Here is a 16,713-nt window from a genome sequence, read left to right as displayed (position 1 = left end):
CCTCGTTCCTACGGAATTGGCGTGAGCCCACCCGCTCATCTCAGGAGCAAGTAAGCCACAATCAGCACTACCCCCACCACAAAGGTCAGGGCATAAGAGCGGACATAGCCATTCTGCCACTTCCGCCACCACAACGCAATCTGGCGGGCCAGTTGCCCCACTCCGTTGACGATCCCATCAATCACCCCCAGATCCACTGCCTGGGCCAGCCCCTGCGCCAGTACCTGGTAAGGACGCACAAAGAGGGCATGATATATCTCATCCACCCACCACTTGCGCTCCAGGGCGTGATAAACTCCATCCAACAGGCGTGCCAGGGGGTCTGTCTCTCGCGGGCTGGGTAAGGGGCGCTGCCCGTAGAGCCACCAGGCCAGTCCCAGGCCGATCAACGCAACCGCCAGCGACGACGCTGCAATCGTCCACTGGAAGGGAATAGCCTCCACCGTGTGCAGCGTGTGTTCCAACCAGTGTTCCAGGGCATAAATCCCCGGTGCATTGATCAGGCCCCCCACAACTGAAAGCCCTGCCAGCACCACCAGCGGTGCCGTCACAATTGGCGCGCTTTCCGTAGCCTTTTCCGCTGCCTCGCTGCGGGGGGAGCCGAAGAACACCAGAGCCAGTTGCCGGCCCATATAGAGCGCTGTCAGTAGTGCCGAGAAGAGCAGAATTCCAAAGACAGCCGGGAATTTCAGGTTGGCAGCCGCCAAAATCTCATCCTTAGAAAAGAAGCCAGCCAGGGGCGCAACGCCTGCCAGCGCCAGCGCACCAATCAGGTAAACCCAAAAGGTCAGCGGCATACGCTGACGCAATCCCCCCATGTAGCGCATGTCCTGGGGATCCAGTTCCACCTGATGGTGATGGCCGGCCTCATGACCGCGCTCCATGCCCAGAATGACCGAACCGGCAGAGAGGAAGAGTAGCGCCTTGAAAAACGCATGGGTAACCAGGTGAAACATTCCCGCGACGGCGGCTCCCATCCCAACGGCAGCCACCATGAAACCCAATTGACTGATGGTGGAATAAGCCAGCACACGCTTGATATCATACTGCCCAAGCGCAATGGTGGCTGCCAGCAATGCCGTTAGCCCTCCCACCCAGGTGACCGTGCTTTGGGCTAGCGGCACCTCCAGATAGAGCGCCTGCGAACGTGCCACCAGATACACACCGGCAGTGACCATGGTAGCCGCATGGATCAGCGCCGAAACCGGGGTAGGACCGGCCATGGCATCCGGCAACCATACATAAAGCGGAATCTGCGCCGACTTGCCGGTTACCCCAAGCAACATGAACAAGGTGATTGCCGTCAATACCCCCGGCGCCACCTGCGCCAGATGGGAGGCCTGGCCGAACACCGCATCAAAGTCCAAACTACCAAAATTTACAAAGATCAGGAAAAGAGCAATCAGCAAGCCGAAATCACCGATACGGTTGACCACAAAGGCTTTTTTGGCCGCCAATGCATTTCCAATACCGCCAGCGCCTTTTTCGAACCAGAAGCCAATCAGCAAGTACGAGCACAGGCCCACGCCTTCCCAGCCCACAAAGAGCATGAGGAAGTTGTTGGCGCTGACCAGGATCATCATGGCGGCAATGAAGAGATTCAAGAAGACGAAGAAGCGGCGGAAACGGCGCGGGTCACCGTTGTGGCGCACATCTTCATGCATGTACCCGATGGAGTAAATGTGGATCAAAGCGCCAACCCCCGCCACTACCAACATCATCACCACCGAGAGGGTATCCACCCGGAAGGCCCAATCTACCCGGAAATCACCGATGTGAATCCAGGTCAAAAGAGGCACCACCGCACCCTCAGGATGGCGGCTCAAGCCCACAGCCAGAGCAACGGCCACCCCAAACGCCCCCACAGTCGCCAGGCTGGCAATCCAACCCACGACCTTCTCGCTCCAACGCTCTCCCAGGAGCAAGTTCAACAGAATGCCCGCTACCGGCAAAAACACCACCCCCGGCGCCAGGCGGAACAACGGTTCGGTTACGCTCATCACCTCCATGTGCATGGGCGGTTCATCCTTTCAACTCACTCATCTGATCAATGTCCACCGAGTGCTTGGTGCGGAAGATTGCTATGATCAGCGCCAGCCCGATGGCCACTTCGGCAGCCGCCGTGGTAATGACGAAGAAAACAAAAATCTCGCCGTCCAGCACTTTGTGGAACGCCGCAAAGGCCACAAAGGCCAGGTTGGCGGCATTGAACATCAATTCCAGCGCCATAAACACGACCAGCGGGTTGCGACGCAGGAGCACTCCCAGGATGCCGATGGTGAACATGAAGGCAGAAAGACCCAAATAATACATCAGAGGCATGCCGTCACTCCTTTCGCTCGCCGATTTGAGCGTGCCGCCCCAACCCCGTCCCCTTGACCGGGGTATCCAGGCGAGCCAGGAAAATTGCACCGACCACCGCAATCAGCAGCAAGAAACCGGTGATCTCAAAAGGAAGGAGGTACTTCTCAATCAGCATCCGCCCCACGACCACCGGGCTCTCAAACCCAAACCCAATCTCAGCCGCCCACCGGGGAGCACTGGTGCGCAGGTAGAAGAAAGCACCGGCCTCAAGTAAAAACAGCACCCCTGCCAGGAGGCCAATCCAGCGCTGCCCGCGCAAGGGCTCTTGGACAGGTAGTTGCTCGGCACCCAGCAGCATGATCACAAACACGAAAAGCACCATGATCGAGCCGGCATAAATTGCCACCTGCGCGAACGAGATGAACGGCGCGCCCAGAATCAGGTACAACACTCCCACCGTGATAAAGTTAAGCACCAGGAAAAGCGCCGCATAGATGGCGTTCCGACTGACCAGCATGCCAATGGCCGATCCGGCCACAACCAGGCCCAAAACAGCGAAAACGATGAGCGTTCCTAAGGCCATCCAACCTCCCTAATCAGTGGGATCTTGCATGATCGGAATCGCACGCGTGTAAACCCCCGGCTCCACCTTCTGCGGAGTAGGTTTTCCACCTTCCGGCACGGGTTCCAGCAGCATCTCTTTGGTGTAGATGGAGTGATGGCGGTCGGTGAAGGTGAGTTCGTAATTGTCAGTAAGTACAATGGCCTCGGTGGGACAAGCGTCCTCACAGAAACCGCAAAAGATGCAGCGCAGCATGTTAATCTCGTAGACCCGGGCGTAACGTTCACCCGGTGAGTAGCGCTCGTCATCGGTGTTCTCCGCCGCCTCAACGAAGATCGCATCGGAAGGGCAGGCAGCCGCACACAGGGCACAACCGATGCAGCGTTCCAGCCCGTTCTCATAGCGGCGCAAGATGTGCCGCCCGCGGAAGCGCGCTCGCACCGGACGCTTGACTTCCGGGTACTGAATGGTGACCGGTTTTTCGGTCATTGAGCGAAGAGTTTCCAGCAAACCTTTAAGCATGGCTTATCCTCCAACCAGAACCACCACAAAGGCGGTCACTACAGCGTTCAGCAGTCCCAGGGGGAACATGACCTTCCAACCCAGTTGCATCAAACGATCATACCGAATACGGGGCAACGTGGCACGCAGCCAGATCATCACAAACAACCATACCGCTACTTTGAGGAATAGATACACCGGCCCCAACCAGGGGAAACGGTCCACAAACGGCCCCATGAAACCGCCCAAAAAGAGAGAGGCACCAATCATGGCTACTGCAATCATTTTGATGTACTCGGCCATGAAGAACAGGGCAAACTTCATCCCCGAGTACTCGGCGTGATAACCCGCCGTCAGTTCCTGCTCGGCTTCGGGCATGTCAAACGGGGCGCGATTCACTTCGGCCAGAGAAGCCAGAAAATACAGCAAAAATGCTGCCGGCTGAAGAACCACAAACCAGAGGTGCTTTTGGGCATTGATGATGTCCATCAGGCTCAACGAACCGGCCAGCAGGATCGGACCGACAAAGGAGAGCCCCAGCGCCAGTTCATAACTGATCATCTGTGCCGTTGAGCGCAGCCCGCCCAACAGGGCATATTTATTGTTAGAGGCCCAACCCGCCAGCACGATTCCATAAACCGAGATGGACGCCACAGCCAGGATGTACAAAATCCCCACGTTGATATCTGTGAGGTAGAGACGAATCACACGCCCACCGATGACCACCGTATCTCCCCAGGGAACTACCGCGGTAATGACCAGGGAGGGCAGTACTGTGATGATCGGTGCGAGGAAGAAAAGCACCTTATCCGCCCCAGCCGGTGTCAATTCTTCCTTGAAAATCAACTTAATCCCATCCGCCACCGGCTGAAGCAACCCAAACGGGCCAGCCCGGTTGGGTCCAATGCGCACCTGAATGCGCGCAATGACCCGACGCTCATAAAGGGTGGCGTAGGCAAAGCCGGCCGTCAGCATCAGCACAATAATCAGCGATTTGATCACCCACTCCCAAAACAAGCCAGCGTCCATGCGATCTCCTTAAGTTCAGGGCTGAGGTTCAAGCACAGCCCGCTGCGCTCGCACCCACAGGGGTTGACGCAACGGCACACCGGTACTGCGCGGCACCAAACCCGCTTTTACCGGAACGTTGGCATCCACATAAACGGTTAGCGTCTCGGCCCACTCGCCCGCACTGACTTCCACACGCTCGCCTGTCTGCACGCCCAGCTGGGCGGCTGTGGCCGGAGCCAGGTACAGAGCCGCGCGAGCCATGCGTTGCTGAAGCAGGTGGGAAGGAACCAGGGTCTGCCCCTGATCGTAGAGACGTACCACCGGTACCAGATAGAGCGCATCGTCTGCCGGCGCCGGTGCTATCTCCACCGCGGGCCACTCACTTAATTCCGCGCCCGCACTCATCCGCGCCAGACGCACCCCCAAACCCTGAGTATTCTCATAGACCGTTCCCCCGTAGTACAAATCCCCCCGCCCAACAAGTGGCCACTGTTCCACAACTTCCGCCAGGCGCGTGTAAGAAAGGCCTGCAAAAGCCGGCAGCGCGCGAGCCAGTTCGTCGAACACCCGGCTTGCCGAACGCCCCACCAATGGAATGCCCAGATGGTCTGCCACCTGGGCAACGATCATAAAATCGGGGCGGGTGTTCTCCAGTTCCGGCACTGCCGGATAAAAACGCTGCACCCGTCGCTCCCCTGAGGTCCAGGTGCCCTCGCGTTCCGTAAAGGCCTGCACCGGGAAGACCACATCCGCTCGCCGCGCTGTCTCGGTCAAGAACAGGTCCTGGACGATGACAAAACCTGCCTTCTCCAGTGCCTGAGCCAGGATGGGATCATCACCCGCCGGATCAGCCGCCGCTACCCACACGGCCCCGGCAGTGGCCAGGGTGTGTGCCAGGTCGGGATCGGGACGGAAGCCAATCTCCCACCCTCCCTGGGTGTTGGCGTGCGGCCAGACCGCCACCAGTCCGCTCAGTGGTCGTTCTGCCTGCCCGTTCTGCACCAGCAGGCGCGCCAGCATAGTGGCCAGGGCTTCGGAGGCTTCCAGAGACAGCCCCTCTTGACCGAAAAAGATCACCAGATTGGTCGCTTTTGCCAGTGCCTGGGCTTCTGGCGATTCCCCTGCCAGCAGCGATTGTACTTTTTCCAGCACCTCTGAGTACGCATAGCGTATCACATGGGCAGCGTAGCGCTCCAATTTGGTGGGACGGGCATTTGCCACGATCAGCGTCGCGCCGCGTTCGGCAGCCTGCTTAACCCGCAGCCACCACAGCGGGGCTTCCTCATGCAGGTCGGTCGCCACTACCAGGACGGCATCACCCTTACCCAGCCCCGCCAGATTGGCATCCCCGCTCAACCCGTAGCGCTGAACGTAGTCTCCTCCGGCCATGGTGGAGTAAAGCACAGCCCGTCCCTGCCGAGCCGTGACAACCTGATACAAATTGAAGAAATCTTCGTTGCTGAGACGACCCCCAGCCAGCGCGACCACCCCCGAGCGCTCACGCAATCCCTCCGCGGCGAAAGCCAGCGCCTCTTCCCAGGTGGCTGGCTCAAGGCGACCGTTCTTGCGCACCAGCGGCTGGCGCAGGCGTTCCGGGCTTTCGGTATAGTGATAGCCAAAGCGCCCTTTGTCGCAAATCCAAATTTCGTTAACCCACTCGTTCTGACGCGGCATCACACGCTTGATCACCTCACGCCCACCCGCCGCGGCCTCCCGGCGCACGTTCAAGGTCAGATTACACCCAACCGGGCAGTGCGGACAAATGGACGCCGTTGGGATCATCTCCCAGGGACGCGCGCCAAAACGGAAATCGGCTGTGGTAAGCGCCCCTACCGGGCAAATGTCGGTGGTATTGCCTGAAAAGTAAGAATCAAAGCCGGGCTCGGAAAAAGTTACAATTTGCAAAGCCCGGCCACGCTGGCTAAAAGCAATCACCGGGTCATCGGCCACATTGGACTGAAAACGCACACACCGGCCACATAAAATGCAGCGCTCACGATCCAGATAAATCAACTCACCCAGCGGTACGTGCTTGGCCAGGTGCATTTTATCTTCATACTGAAAGCGCGACTCCCCCGGCCCGTAAGCCATGGTCAGATTCTGCAACGGGCATTCACCGCCCTTATCGCAAATCGGGCAATCTAGGGGGTGCGAGGTGAGGAGAAACTCAATGATACCCCGGCGCGCCTCCGCGACCACCTGGGTTTGAGTGCGCACAACCATGCCCTCGCTCACCGGCGTCGTGCAGGCGGTTTCAAGCTTAGGCCCGAACTGAATCTTCGGTGTACCGTCGGCTTCCAAAATGGGCTGCCCGGTGGTGCGGTCAATCACGGGTCGCCCCACCTCCACCAGGCACATGCGGCACATTCCCACCGGTTCCATCTTGGGGTGATAGCAAAAGACTGGGATGTCAATTCCCGCCTTTTTGGCAGCATCCACAATCAGCATTCCCTGCGGGACGCTGATCACCTGGCCATCAATGGTGAGGGTGACCATCTTACCCATAAATCGGCTCCTTCGTCACAACGGCTTCAAAATCGGCTCGGAAGCGATCAATGCTGGAAACCACAGCCAGTGTAGAAAACTCTCCCAACGCGCACAGGCACTTGCCCTGCATCTGACGCGCCACCTGGTAGAGCAACTCCACCTCACGGAGGCCGGCCTTGCCGCGCACAATGCGTTCGGCCAGGCGATTCATCCAATAGGTACCCTCGCGGCAGGGCGTGCACTTGCCACATGACTCATGTTTGAAGAAATTGACCGTCTTCTGGGTCAACCACGCCATGTTGACCGAATCATCCAGCACAATCACCGAAGCCGATCCCAATGAACCGCCGAATTTGTTCAGGGATTCGTAATCCATTGGGGTATCCAGCACGCTTTCGTCCATTGGAATTAGCACCGAGGATGCCCCGGCCGTCATCACGGCTTTGAGCGTGCGTCCCTCCGGCACGCCTCCCCCATGCTCAAAAATCAACTCGCGGAAGGTGACCCCAAAAGGCAACTCGTAATTACCCGGCCGGTTAACACATCCTGAAAGGCTGAAAACCTTGGTGCCGGGGCTCTTATCCGTGCCGTAATTGTGATACCAGGCCGGTCCGTTAAGCACAATTAGCGGAACGTTTGCCAGAGTCTCTACATTATTGACTACCGTTGGGCGATTGTACAGCCCCGCCGTAGCCGGGAAGGGCGGGCGCAGGCGCGGCTGGCCCAGTTTGCCCTCCAGCGATTCCAACAACGCCGTTTCTTCGCCACAGATGTACGCACCCGCCCCCAAATGGGTGTAAATGCGAAGGGAGTAGTCGGTGCCAAAAAGACGCTCCCCCAGCAACCCGGCCTGTTCCAATTCGGCAATCTTTTGATCCAACCACCTGGCAATGTGCCAGTACTCGCCCCGAATATAGATATAGGCCACATTGGCCTGCACCGCATACGCGGCAATCATCAACCCCTCCAAAAACTGGAAGGGGTTGGATTCCATGATCTCACGGTCCTTGAAGGTGCCCGGTTCAGATTCATCCGCATTGGCTACCACATAGTGCGGCCAGAGATCATTGGGCAAAAATGACCACTTTAAGCCCGTTGGAAAGCCCGCCCCACCGCGCCCGCGTAATCCCGAGTCTTTAACCATCTGGATGACCTGCGCTGGCGGCAACTCCATCACGGCCTTTTTGAAGGCCGCAAACCCCTGGTGCTCCAGGTACACCGGCAGGCGCTCCAGGCCCGGGATGGCGCGGTGACGTAGGATGAGATACTCGCTCATGCTGTGCCCTCCTTCTCCTGCTGGGCTTTTTGCCTTAAGGCTTCAATGACCGCCAGGGCCGTCTCCAGGGTCTGATTTTCGTGAAAGACAATTTCCCCATCTCCCTGCACCTGGAAAACCGGCGCCCGATGACAGGCCCCAATGCACTTCACTTCTTCGATGACGAAGAGCCCATCTGGCGTGACCTGCCCCACCTCTACCCCCAGCGCCTGGCAGAGGGCTTTCAGAAAATCTTCTGCGCCGCGTAGGGCACAGGGAAGGTCCGTGCAAACCTGAATGTGGTAGCGCCCATGCGGCTGGTCGTAATAAAGTGTGTAAAAGCCCACAATGGAGGCTACATCCGTGATCGAAATCTCCAGAATCTCGGCGATTTCAGCCATGGCCTGCACCGTTACATAGCCCGCTTCGCGCTGGGCCAGGTAGAGCAGGGGCATGACCGCTGAGCGCTTGTGTTCCGGCGGATACTTAGCCAGGATGGCTTGAATTTCATCGGCGTATTTGGCGCGTAGCGTGTTCACCGATCACAATCTCCCAAGACAATGTCAATGCTGCCGATGATCCCCACCACATCGGCGATAAAGTGATTGCGAGTCAGCAAAGGCATAATTTGCAGGTTGGCAAAGGACGGCGTCACGTAGTGCACCCGATAGGGCTTGGGGCCTCCATCCCCTTCCAGGAAGACACCCAGTTCCCCACGCGGACTTTCAATGGCCGCATAAACCGACTCCTTGGGTGCCACAAATCCCTCGGTCCACAACTTGAAATGATGGATCACCGCTTCCATGCTCACCCCCAGTTCGGATCGCGGGGGCGGTACAAATTTGCGGTTGTTGCTGCGCACCGGGCCGTAAGGCAGTTTATCCAATGCCTGTCGGATGATGCGCAAGGATTGACGCATTTCCTCCACACGCACGCGGTAGCGTGAGTACACATCGCCATCGGGCTGAGTTGGAATATCAAATTCATACTGCTCGTAACCGCTGTAGGGGCGCACTTTGCGCAAGTCATACTTGAGGCCCGCAGCGCGCGCCACCGGCCCCGAGATGCCCCACTGAATGCATTCCTCAGCCGTGATCACCCCAATACCACGCGTGCGATCCAGGAAAAGTTCATTGGTGGTCAGCAAGCGTTCGTATTCATCAATGCGCCGCGGCATGATCTCCAGCACACGACGCACGGCATCCTCAAACTCCACCGGCACATCCCGCCACAGCCCGCCCGGGCGGACGTAGGTGGTCATCATGCGCTGCCCAGAGCACATTTCGAAGATATCCAGGATCATCTCGCGTTCGCGCATGGTGTAGAGGAAAGTGGACATGGCCGCCAGATCCAGCGAACTGGTGCCCAGCCAGAGCAAATGCGATGCAATACGCGTCAATTCAGCCAGAATGACCCGAATGGCCTGCGCCCGTGGCGGCACGTCCAACCCCACCAGTTTTTCCACTGCCAGGCAGTAAACCAGATTATTGCCGATGGGGTTGAGATAGTCCAACCGATCCGTCATCACCTCGGCTTTCTGATAGGTCTTGGCTTCCATGTTCTTCTCAACGCCCGTGTGCAGAAAGCCGATATCGGGGATGCAATTCACCACAATCTCCCCATCCAGTTCCAGCAGCAGGCGCAGTACCCCGTGCGTGCTGGGGTGCTGAGGCCCCATGTTCAACAGCATGGTCTCGCCCGCCAACGCGCGTTCTGAAACCAGATGGCGCAACTCATCTACAGAAACTTCACGTAACATTACCATAGCCGGCTCCACCCTTAAGACTTGGCATACGGCTTGCGGCGATCAATCTCTTCCGCGTTGAAAGAGAACTGCACTTCCTCGTAACCTAGCGGATAATCTTTACGCAGGGGATGTCCCTGCCAGTCCGCGGGCATCAGGATGCGCCGTAAATCGGAATGCCCATCGAAAACGATTCCAAACATGTCCCAGATTTCGCGCTCTTTCCAGTTGGCGTTGGGGAAGACCCTCTCCATCGTTTCCAGGTGGGGGGCGTTGCCGTTGAGCGGCACCCGCAAGCGCAATATCAGGTTATGGGGCATGGAATAGAGATGATAGACCACATGAAAGCGCGGAGTTTGCTGGGGCCAGTAGTCCACCGCTGTCTCATCAATCAACACATTGAACCCGAAGGTCTCCTTAAGCGTCTGGGCGGCTTCAATGATGTTTTCGGGGGGGATGATCAGCGTGACCTCATCCCGGAAGCGATGTTCACTGGCGCCAAAACGCTCTTTGATGACCCGTACCGCCTCTTCCAACACCTCAGTGTTTGTGTTTGCCATCGCTTTGACCTCGTCCTCGCAACTCTCCAAACCGGCACCCCCATGGTCGGGTGTATATGGGAGCCAGTGAGCCAGGCGCTTTGCCCTAAGCCCACTTAGTCAGTTTTTCTCTTTGCACCTTGTCGTGCAAAGTCAGAATGCCGTGAATCAGTCCCTCAGGACGCGGGGGACAACCCGCCACGTAAACGTCTACCGGCACCACTTCATCTACGCCCTGCACAATGGCGTAGTTGTTGAAAATACCGCCGCAAGAGGCGCAATCCCCCATGGCAATTACCCACTTGGGCTCAGGCATTTGGTCGTAAAGCAGGCGCAGCACCGGCGCCATCTTACGCGAAACCCGCCCCGCCACAATCATTAAGTCGGATTGGCGCGGGCTGGCACGCATCAGTTCCATTCCAAAGCGGCTCAAGTCGTAACTAGAAGCCTGCGCTGCCATCATCTCAATGGCACAGCAGGCCAACCCAAACAACATCGGCCACATCGAGCGCGTGCGCGCCCAGTTGACCATCTGCTCCAGGGTGGTGGTAACCACCCCCATTTGTGCGGTTTTTTGCTCTAATCCCATTCCAGCGCTCCTTTCTTCCACGCATACACGTGGGCTACCTCTAAAACAATCAGGAACACCAGCATCGCCAGAAAGCCCAGCCACCCAAGTTGGCGGGCAGCCGCCGCCCAAAAAATTACAAAAACTACTTCGACATCAAAGAGAATAAAAAGGACGGCTACGAGATAAAACCGAATGGACATTCGTCGCCGTCCTGGTCCATAGGGCACAATTCCCGATTCATAGGGGGCTGCTTTCCGTGGCGTTGGCCGCCGGGGGCCAAAAAGCATCCCCAGCAAAACGGCAATCAGCGCAACAGCAAACCCAACAACCAGAATAACAAATAGGGGGAGATAGTCTTGAAGCATGAGCGGTCCTCACGACAGAAGATGTCTATCTGACCGGCACAATCTTGCCCTAGTATATCACAAGTGTGGTCTGGTGGCAATTTTCACAAAATAATTGTACAAAAATCACCCGTAAGTCGCCTTGTCTGGACATTTCACCGCTCCAATGCATAGATGTACACCCCCGCGCGCCGGTAAATCGGCACCACCCCCGTACACTGGTTGAGCGCTGTCGGTTGTAAACTGCCTACCCCCTCACGGACATACACATGGGTTAACTCAGCCTCCTCAACCAGGGCCCAGAACGCTGCATCGCAATCCTTTAACTGCGCCGCTTGGGCAGCCCAGCGGCTAATGTGCGCCGCCGCCACTGGTTCACCCCAGGCATATAGCACAGGCGGCAACAAACTGGCACGCCCGGCATACGGGAGCAACCAGTACCCCCCATCCACACCCCGATAGGTACCTCCCTGCCATGCGGTCACATTGATAAAGAAACGCACGTTCTCCGGCAAGTTCTCACGCACCCAATCCAGGGCCATCTTATCCACTGCATCGGCCAGCTGTGTAGCCGGATGGGTCACCGTGCGTGTGGACCAGGCGCCCCAACCCAATACCCCCAGCGCCAGCAGCCCCCCTGCTACCCAACCCACCCGACGCCAAAGGGGAGCGGGCACACGGCCCATCAGCCAGCCCCAAAAACTCACCCCACCGTCCGCCAGGCAAAGCGCCGCGGGCAGAAAAAGCACAATCGCCATGTGGTCTGGGCGAAAAGGTCCCAGACGCACTCCCCATGGCAGCATCAGCAGGGCCAACACCAGCCCCCATCCCGCCAAAAGACGGCTGTGCACACGGGTCAGCCCATGGACTCCAGCCATACCCGCTGCAATCATCAGGATATGATTGTGGCGCGGCCCCAGCAAATCCAGAATATAACGGAAATAACCCATTTGAGAAGTATCCAGAGGAGAAACCACCCGCACTGTGGCTTGCGCACCCAGGTGCCATGCCACTCGCCACAGCCAGGGCATCGCCAGCCCAACCCCCAGCCCCAACCCTAGCACCACCGCTCCCAGCGGCAAGACCCGTTGCATTCGCGCCGCCCGGTCCAAACGCCGCCAAATTCCCCAGCCTCTGACCAGGATCAAGGCTCCCCCAAACAAAGCCAGCAACAGCAAGGCCGTGTAATGCGATAGTGCCACGCCTGCCGTGAGCACCCCCAGGCGCATAAATGCTTCCACCGATTGGGGATTGCGCAAAAGATCCAGTATTGCTGCCATGGCCAGGGGCAACATGATCAACCCGGTCAGAAGCGTGTAGCGCCCCCAGGCCAGGTAATAGGCCGGCATTTGAAAGGCAAACCCCACCAGGAGCGCCGCCAACCCGGCGCGTAATGGCTCACCCCATACCGCCTTGCCAAGCCGATACACCGAAAGCGCCACCAATGCATTCAGGACCTGCCCCAACCACAATACGGCTGACGCCGCTTCCAGATGGCTGAGGCTAGCAAACCAGGCCGTGATCAGGTGAAAGCCGTAATGATACGAGAAGAAGGTGGAAATCTCGGGTTGCAAAGTGGCCGGGATGCCTCCCACCTCCAGGATTTTACGCACGATAAACGCATGGTGAACCGAATCCACCCAGGCCGGGAAAACCATGCCCCGCGCCTGGTAGAAGCGCCAAAGTACCACCGCCACCAGCACAACCCCACCCACCAGTCCCCCCATTACAGATCGGAGTGAAATCCGTCTGCCCATCTGCCCACGGCGCCATCCCAACCCTCCCAAGGCCACCAGGGCCAGCGCCGCATACCCGGCGCGTAAATCACCCGCGGTCAGGGGAGTTTGTACGGTAAAAAGCAGCAACCCGCCCAGCGCCGTCAATGCTACTGAGAGCCCCAAGGCTTCAGCCAGTTGTTCCAGTACATCTTGACCGACAGGGGTGCGCCAGACCACCCAAATCGCCCCCGGCACAAAGAGCACCGCCAGTGCCGCCAGGATCAGCAGAGAAAGCGGAGAGTTAATCACCTGTTGAAATCCCTTTGATATGCCGTTAACCTGCCAGGATTATTATAATAGGTGAAACACACCCCCATCATCTCACCCGCTTCATTCGCTCTCAACCCAAGCCCGCATCGCAAAGGAGTCGAGATGGTTTCCTCTTATCTCTCTACCGCCCGTGAAGGACGACATGAGACGTGGCGATATATCGCCACTCTGGCCCTGGTGATCTGGCTCTTCATCAGCGTCTCGTTGATGGCCAGCCTGGTAGCCGTGATCCTTACCGGCACCACTGACCTCAATGCCCTCCCACCCCTGCTGGTGCTGGTTATCGCCATGCTGCCATTTCCGCTGGGCGGCCTCCTGGGGCTGGTCATCGGATTGCGCCTGTTTCATCACCGTTCTCTGCTTTCGCTCATCAACCCTGCGGGGCGCGTACGTTGGGCCTACCTCTGGCGCTCCTTTGGCTTGTGGCTGCTTCTGTGCGCATTGACCGATCTAATTTTATGGCTCATCCATCCTTCCAATTACATCTGGGCAGCGGATTGGTCGCGCTTTTTGCCATACGCGTTGCTGGCAACCCTGCTTATTCCCTTCCAGACCAGCACCGAGGAACTGATCTTTCGCGGTTATCTAACCCAGTGGATCGGGCGCTCGCGCCTGGGCTTTTGGGCCACACTGATCCTTCCCAACCTCATCTTTGCTCTGCTTCACGGGCTAAATCCTGAAGTTCAGACCTACGGAGCCTGGCTGACATTGCCGCTCTACTTTGGCATCGGCCTGGTCCTTTCCTGGGCCACTCTTCAGAGCGGAGGGTTGGAATATGCGCTGGGCATGCATGCGGCCAATAACTTTTATGCCGCGCTAGTGGTCACCTTTCCAGCCTCGGCACTCCCTTCGCCGGCGCTGATCCAAATGCGCACTTATGATCCCGTGGTGGGGTTAATCGCCTTTATTCTGATGGCCCTTATTTATCTAGGGGTGCTCGCCCGCTGGCCACGCACCCCCATCCAACCCGCTGAAGGTCTGTGACTCCGGGGAGGGAGAGATGCTCGCACGCAAAACACTTCCATTTGGACTGGTCATCCTGGCGGTTCTCCTGTTCGTGCTGGCACTCCCGCCGGCCACCCATGCCGCGGCCCGCTCCTATTTTGCCGAGCGCTACGATGTGTCACTCCAAATCCTGAGCAACAACCGCATCCAGGTTGAAGAAACGGTGACGTTCCGCTTTGAGGGGGGACCCTACACCTATGCTTTTCGTCAACTGGCCCTGGACCAACTGGAAGGGATTGAAATCCAGGGCGCCACGCTAGATGGGGTACAACTGCCCGAAGGAGATCAACCCAACCAGGTCGAGATCAAACGAAGCGCCGATCCAATCGAGATCACCTGGCATTTTCCACCCACTCAGGACGACACTCGCACCCTTGGCTTGCAATATCAGGTCCACGGACACATTCACCTGCGAGATAATGCCGAAGGGATCTTTTGGCAGGCCATCCCTGAAGAACACGAATACGTCATCCGCCAGGCCCAAATCACGGTGCACTATCCGGCTCATTTGACCCCGGCTGAGCGGCCCCAACTGCGCGGCGCGCAGTACACAACCACCCCGATACCCGGAGGGCTTATCTTCACCGCTTACAATATTCCCGCCAACCAGGGCGTCACCATTGAAATCCTGTTCCCCCGCGGCAGCCTGATTGCTCAACCTCCGGACTGGCAGGCGCGGCTGCTGGCACGCGGAGCACAGGCCCGTCAGATGGCCCCCTGGGCCATTGGGCTGGGATTACTGGTGGGGCTCGCGGCACTGGTGGCCCTCTGGACGTACCGCCGTCAACACCAACGCCCCACGGTGATCATCCCGCCGGGGATTGTCACCAACCCGCCTGATAACCTTGCCCCAGCCCAGGCTGCTTTCCTGCTCAACCCCACAGCAGTCACTCCTGCTCAGGTAGCCGCTACCCTGGTTCACCTGGCTCAAAAGGGCTGGCTACGCTTGGAAGCTACCCACGGAGGGCGAGGGCTCTTCAAAAGCCGTGATTACGCGCTGCAACGCCTGCGCGATACAGGGGGGCTGAAAGAGCACGAACAGGTGCTCTTCGAGGGACTTTTTACCACCCGCCAGGGACTCCAATCCTCGGTACGGCTGAGCACTCTGGGCGGTAAACTTCCCCGCCTCATCACCCCCTTCAAGCAGGCCCTGACCCGTGAGCTGCTCGGGCTGGGCTTCCTGGATGCCCAGCGCTTGAGCGAGCGCCAGCGTCTGAATGTCCTGACCACACTGACCTTCTTGTTGGAAATTCCCCTGCTAATCCTGGGTCTGGTCCTGGTCCTGGGCAGTGATGCGCTGGTCGGTGTGGGGACACTAGCACTGGGACTGGCTGGCGGCCTGATGATCGCCGGAATTGGCATGATTCTCTTCACCTATGGCTGGCTGTTGCTCACCCCCCAAGGCGAAACGCACGCCGCACGCTGGAAGGGCTTCAAACACTACCTGGACAATCTGATCAAGCAACGCAGCGGGCTGCAAGGAGAGTGGTTAGAAGCCTACCTGCCCTATGCGGTGGCTTTTGGTAACGGACTCCAATGGACCGAGGCATTTCGCGATCAGGGTTTTGCTCCTGCCATTTCCTGGCTGCTCACCCCCGCGGGCGCCGGCAACATGGACGACTTGCTCGGGGCAATCGCCGCAACCAGTGTGATCACCTCCACCGGGGCCGATGGTGGCGTAGGAGCAGGGGGTGGTGGAGGAGGCGCCAGCGGGGCCGGCTAGTCCCCACACTTAAGAAAACTGTAAACCAGAGCCCCCCGCCAGCGCAGAGGGAATCTCATTATAATAAGGTTACCTCCTGACCTGCGAGATGCCTTATGCCCCCGCATTGGTATGCTGTCCATAGCCATCCTCATCGAGAAGAGAGCCTGGCCCGCTACATGGAAGAAAGCGGCCTGGAAGTGTTTTACCCGCATCTGCGAGTCTCGCCGGTCAACCCACGTTCGCGTCGCATTCGCGCCTACTTTCCAGGCTACGTTTTCGTACGTGCCGATCTGGAACAAACCGGCCATTCGCTTTTCCAATGGATGCCCTTTGCCACCGGCCTGGTTTCATTCGGGGGCGAGCCGGCCATTGTACCCGATTCCTTGATTTTGTCGCTCAAAGCGCACCTTGAGCGGCTTAACCGCGCAGAAGCCCACGCCCCTGCGGAACCCTTTCGGAAAGGCGAAGAGGTACAAATCGAAACAGGTCCCTTTGCAGGGTATGAGGCCATTTTTGATGCCCACCTGCCCGGCAGAGAGCGCGTCCGTGTCTTGCTCAAATTCCTGGGGGAGCGCCGTGTGCCTCTGGAACTTGACCCGCACCAGTTGCGTAAGCCGACGCAATCCTCCTGACTCTC

Annotated in this window: 16 protein-coding genes; 3 read left to right on the top strand and 13 right to left on the bottom strand. The window is 58.2% G+C overall.

Translation table 11 applies throughout. The annotated features are described in order from the left end of the window. Nucleotides 1-35: 35 nt before the first annotated feature. The 13 genes from nuoL to SE15_RS09525 form a co-directional block, all read right to left on the bottom strand. Nucleotides 36-2,015 carry an NADH-quinone oxidoreductase subunit L gene (gene nuoL / locus SE15_RS09585; RefSeq protein ID WP_054521903.1) on the bottom strand — a complete coding sequence of 660 codons (1,980 nt, stop codon included), beginning with the start codon at nt 2,013-2,015 and terminating at the stop codon, nt 36-38. A gap of 7 nt (nt 2,016-2,022) precedes the next feature. Further along, nucleotides 2,023-2,322 (bottom strand): NADH-quinone oxidoreductase subunit NuoK, encoded by a 300-nt coding sequence (gene nuoK / locus SE15_RS09580; protein ID WP_054521902.1) that lies wholly within the window; start codon nt 2,320-2,322, stop codon nt 2,023-2,025. Nucleotides 2,323-2,326: 4 nt separating this feature from the next. Then, nucleotides 2,327-2,887: an NADH-quinone oxidoreductase subunit J family protein gene (locus tag SE15_RS09575; RefSeq protein ID WP_054521901.1), complete on the bottom strand. Its 561-nt coding sequence runs from the start codon at nt 2,885-2,887 to the stop codon at nt 2,327-2,329. A 9-nt stretch (nt 2,888-2,896) separates the two neighbouring features. Continuing rightward, entirely contained in the window at nt 2,897-3,388 is a 492-nt protein-coding gene (nuoI, locus tag SE15_RS09570; RefSeq protein WP_054521900.1) for an NADH-quinone oxidoreductase subunit NuoI, read from the bottom strand. A gap of 3 nt (nt 3,389-3,391) precedes the next feature. Further along, the gene (gene nuoH / locus SE15_RS09565; RefSeq protein WP_054521899.1) at nt 3,392-4,396 is read right to left on the bottom strand and encodes an NADH-quinone oxidoreductase subunit NuoH; all 1,005 of its coding nucleotides are present in this window, start codon (nt 4,394-4,396) and stop codon (nt 3,392-3,394) included. 15 nt (nt 4,397-4,411) lie between these two features. Further along, on the bottom strand, nt 4,412-6,883 hold the full coding sequence (gene nuoG, locus SE15_RS09560) for an NADH-quinone oxidoreductase subunit NuoG (protein ID WP_054521898.1): 2,472 nt from the start codon (nt 6,881-6,883) through the stop codon (nt 4,412-4,414). Continuing rightward, nucleotides 6,876-8,141, bottom strand: coding sequence for an NADH-quinone oxidoreductase subunit NuoF (gene nuoF / locus SE15_RS09555; RefSeq protein WP_054521897.1), 1,266 nt, complete (start codon nt 8,139-8,141; stop codon nt 6,876-6,878). Before nuoF ends, nuoG begins: the two co-directional genes overlap by 8 nt. Continuing rightward, on the bottom strand, nt 8,138-8,659 hold the full coding sequence (locus SE15_RS09550) for an NADH-quinone oxidoreductase subunit NuoE family protein (protein ID WP_054521896.1): 522 nt from the start codon (nt 8,657-8,659) through the stop codon (nt 8,138-8,140). The genes nuoF and SE15_RS09550 overlap by 4 nt, the downstream gene beginning before the upstream one ends. Further along, complete coding sequence (gene nuoD / locus SE15_RS09545; protein WP_456243298.1) at nt 8,656-9,897, bottom strand: NADH dehydrogenase (quinone) subunit D; 1,242 nt, start codon at nt 9,895-9,897, stop codon at nt 8,656-8,658. Before nuoD ends, SE15_RS09550 begins: the two co-directional genes overlap by 4 nt. Nucleotides 9,898-9,899: 2 nt before the next feature. Beyond that, nucleotides 9,900-10,424: an NADH-quinone oxidoreductase subunit C gene (locus tag SE15_RS09540; RefSeq protein WP_152965588.1), complete on the bottom strand. Its 525-nt coding sequence runs from the start codon at nt 10,422-10,424 to the stop codon at nt 9,900-9,902. A gap of 85 nt (nt 10,425-10,509) precedes the next feature. Continuing rightward, the gene (locus SE15_RS09535) at nt 10,510-10,992 is read right to left on the bottom strand and encodes an NADH-quinone oxidoreductase subunit B (RefSeq protein ID WP_054521895.1); all 483 of its coding nucleotides are present in this window, start codon (nt 10,990-10,992) and stop codon (nt 10,510-10,512) included. Further along, the gene (locus SE15_RS09530; protein WP_054521894.1) at nt 10,983-11,339 is read right to left on the bottom strand and encodes an NADH-quinone oxidoreductase subunit A; all 357 of its coding nucleotides are present in this window, start codon (nt 11,337-11,339) and stop codon (nt 10,983-10,985) included. Before SE15_RS09530 ends, SE15_RS09535 begins: the two co-directional genes overlap by 10 nt. Nucleotides 11,340-11,473: 134 nt before the next feature. After that, the gene (locus SE15_RS09525) at nt 11,474-13,345 is read right to left on the bottom strand and encodes a hypothetical protein (protein ID WP_054521893.1); all 1,872 of its coding nucleotides are present in this window, start codon (nt 13,343-13,345) and stop codon (nt 11,474-11,476) included. Between the two features lie 123 nt (nt 13,346-13,468). Here SE15_RS09525 and SE15_RS09520 point away from each other — a divergent pair, with 123 nt between their 5' ends. The 3 genes from SE15_RS09520 (at nt 13,469) to nusG (ending at nt 16,708) form a co-directional block, all read left to right on the top strand. Next, complete coding sequence (locus tag SE15_RS09520; RefSeq protein WP_054521892.1) at nt 13,469-14,350, top strand: CPBP family intramembrane glutamic endopeptidase; 882 nt, start codon at nt 13,469-13,471, stop codon at nt 14,348-14,350. A 16-nt stretch (nt 14,351-14,366) separates the two neighbouring features. Next, nucleotides 14,367-16,094, top strand: coding sequence for a DUF2207 domain-containing protein (locus SE15_RS09515; RefSeq protein WP_054521891.1), 1,728 nt, complete (start codon nt 14,367-14,369; stop codon nt 16,092-16,094). Between the two features lie 95 nt (nt 16,095-16,189). Continuing rightward, entirely contained in the window at nt 16,190-16,708 is a 519-nt protein-coding gene (gene nusG, locus SE15_RS09510; protein WP_054521890.1) for a transcription termination/antitermination protein NusG, read from the top strand. The last annotated feature ends 5 nt before the right edge of the window (nt 16,709-16,713 follow it).

The organism is Thermanaerothrix daxensis (genome assembly GCF_001306145.1).
In the GTDB taxonomy this organism is placed as follows: Bacteria; Chloroflexota; Anaerolineae; order Anaerolineales; family Anaerolineaceae; genus Thermanaerothrix; species Thermanaerothrix daxensis.
This window is presented reverse-complemented; position numbering and strand designations above follow the sequence as displayed.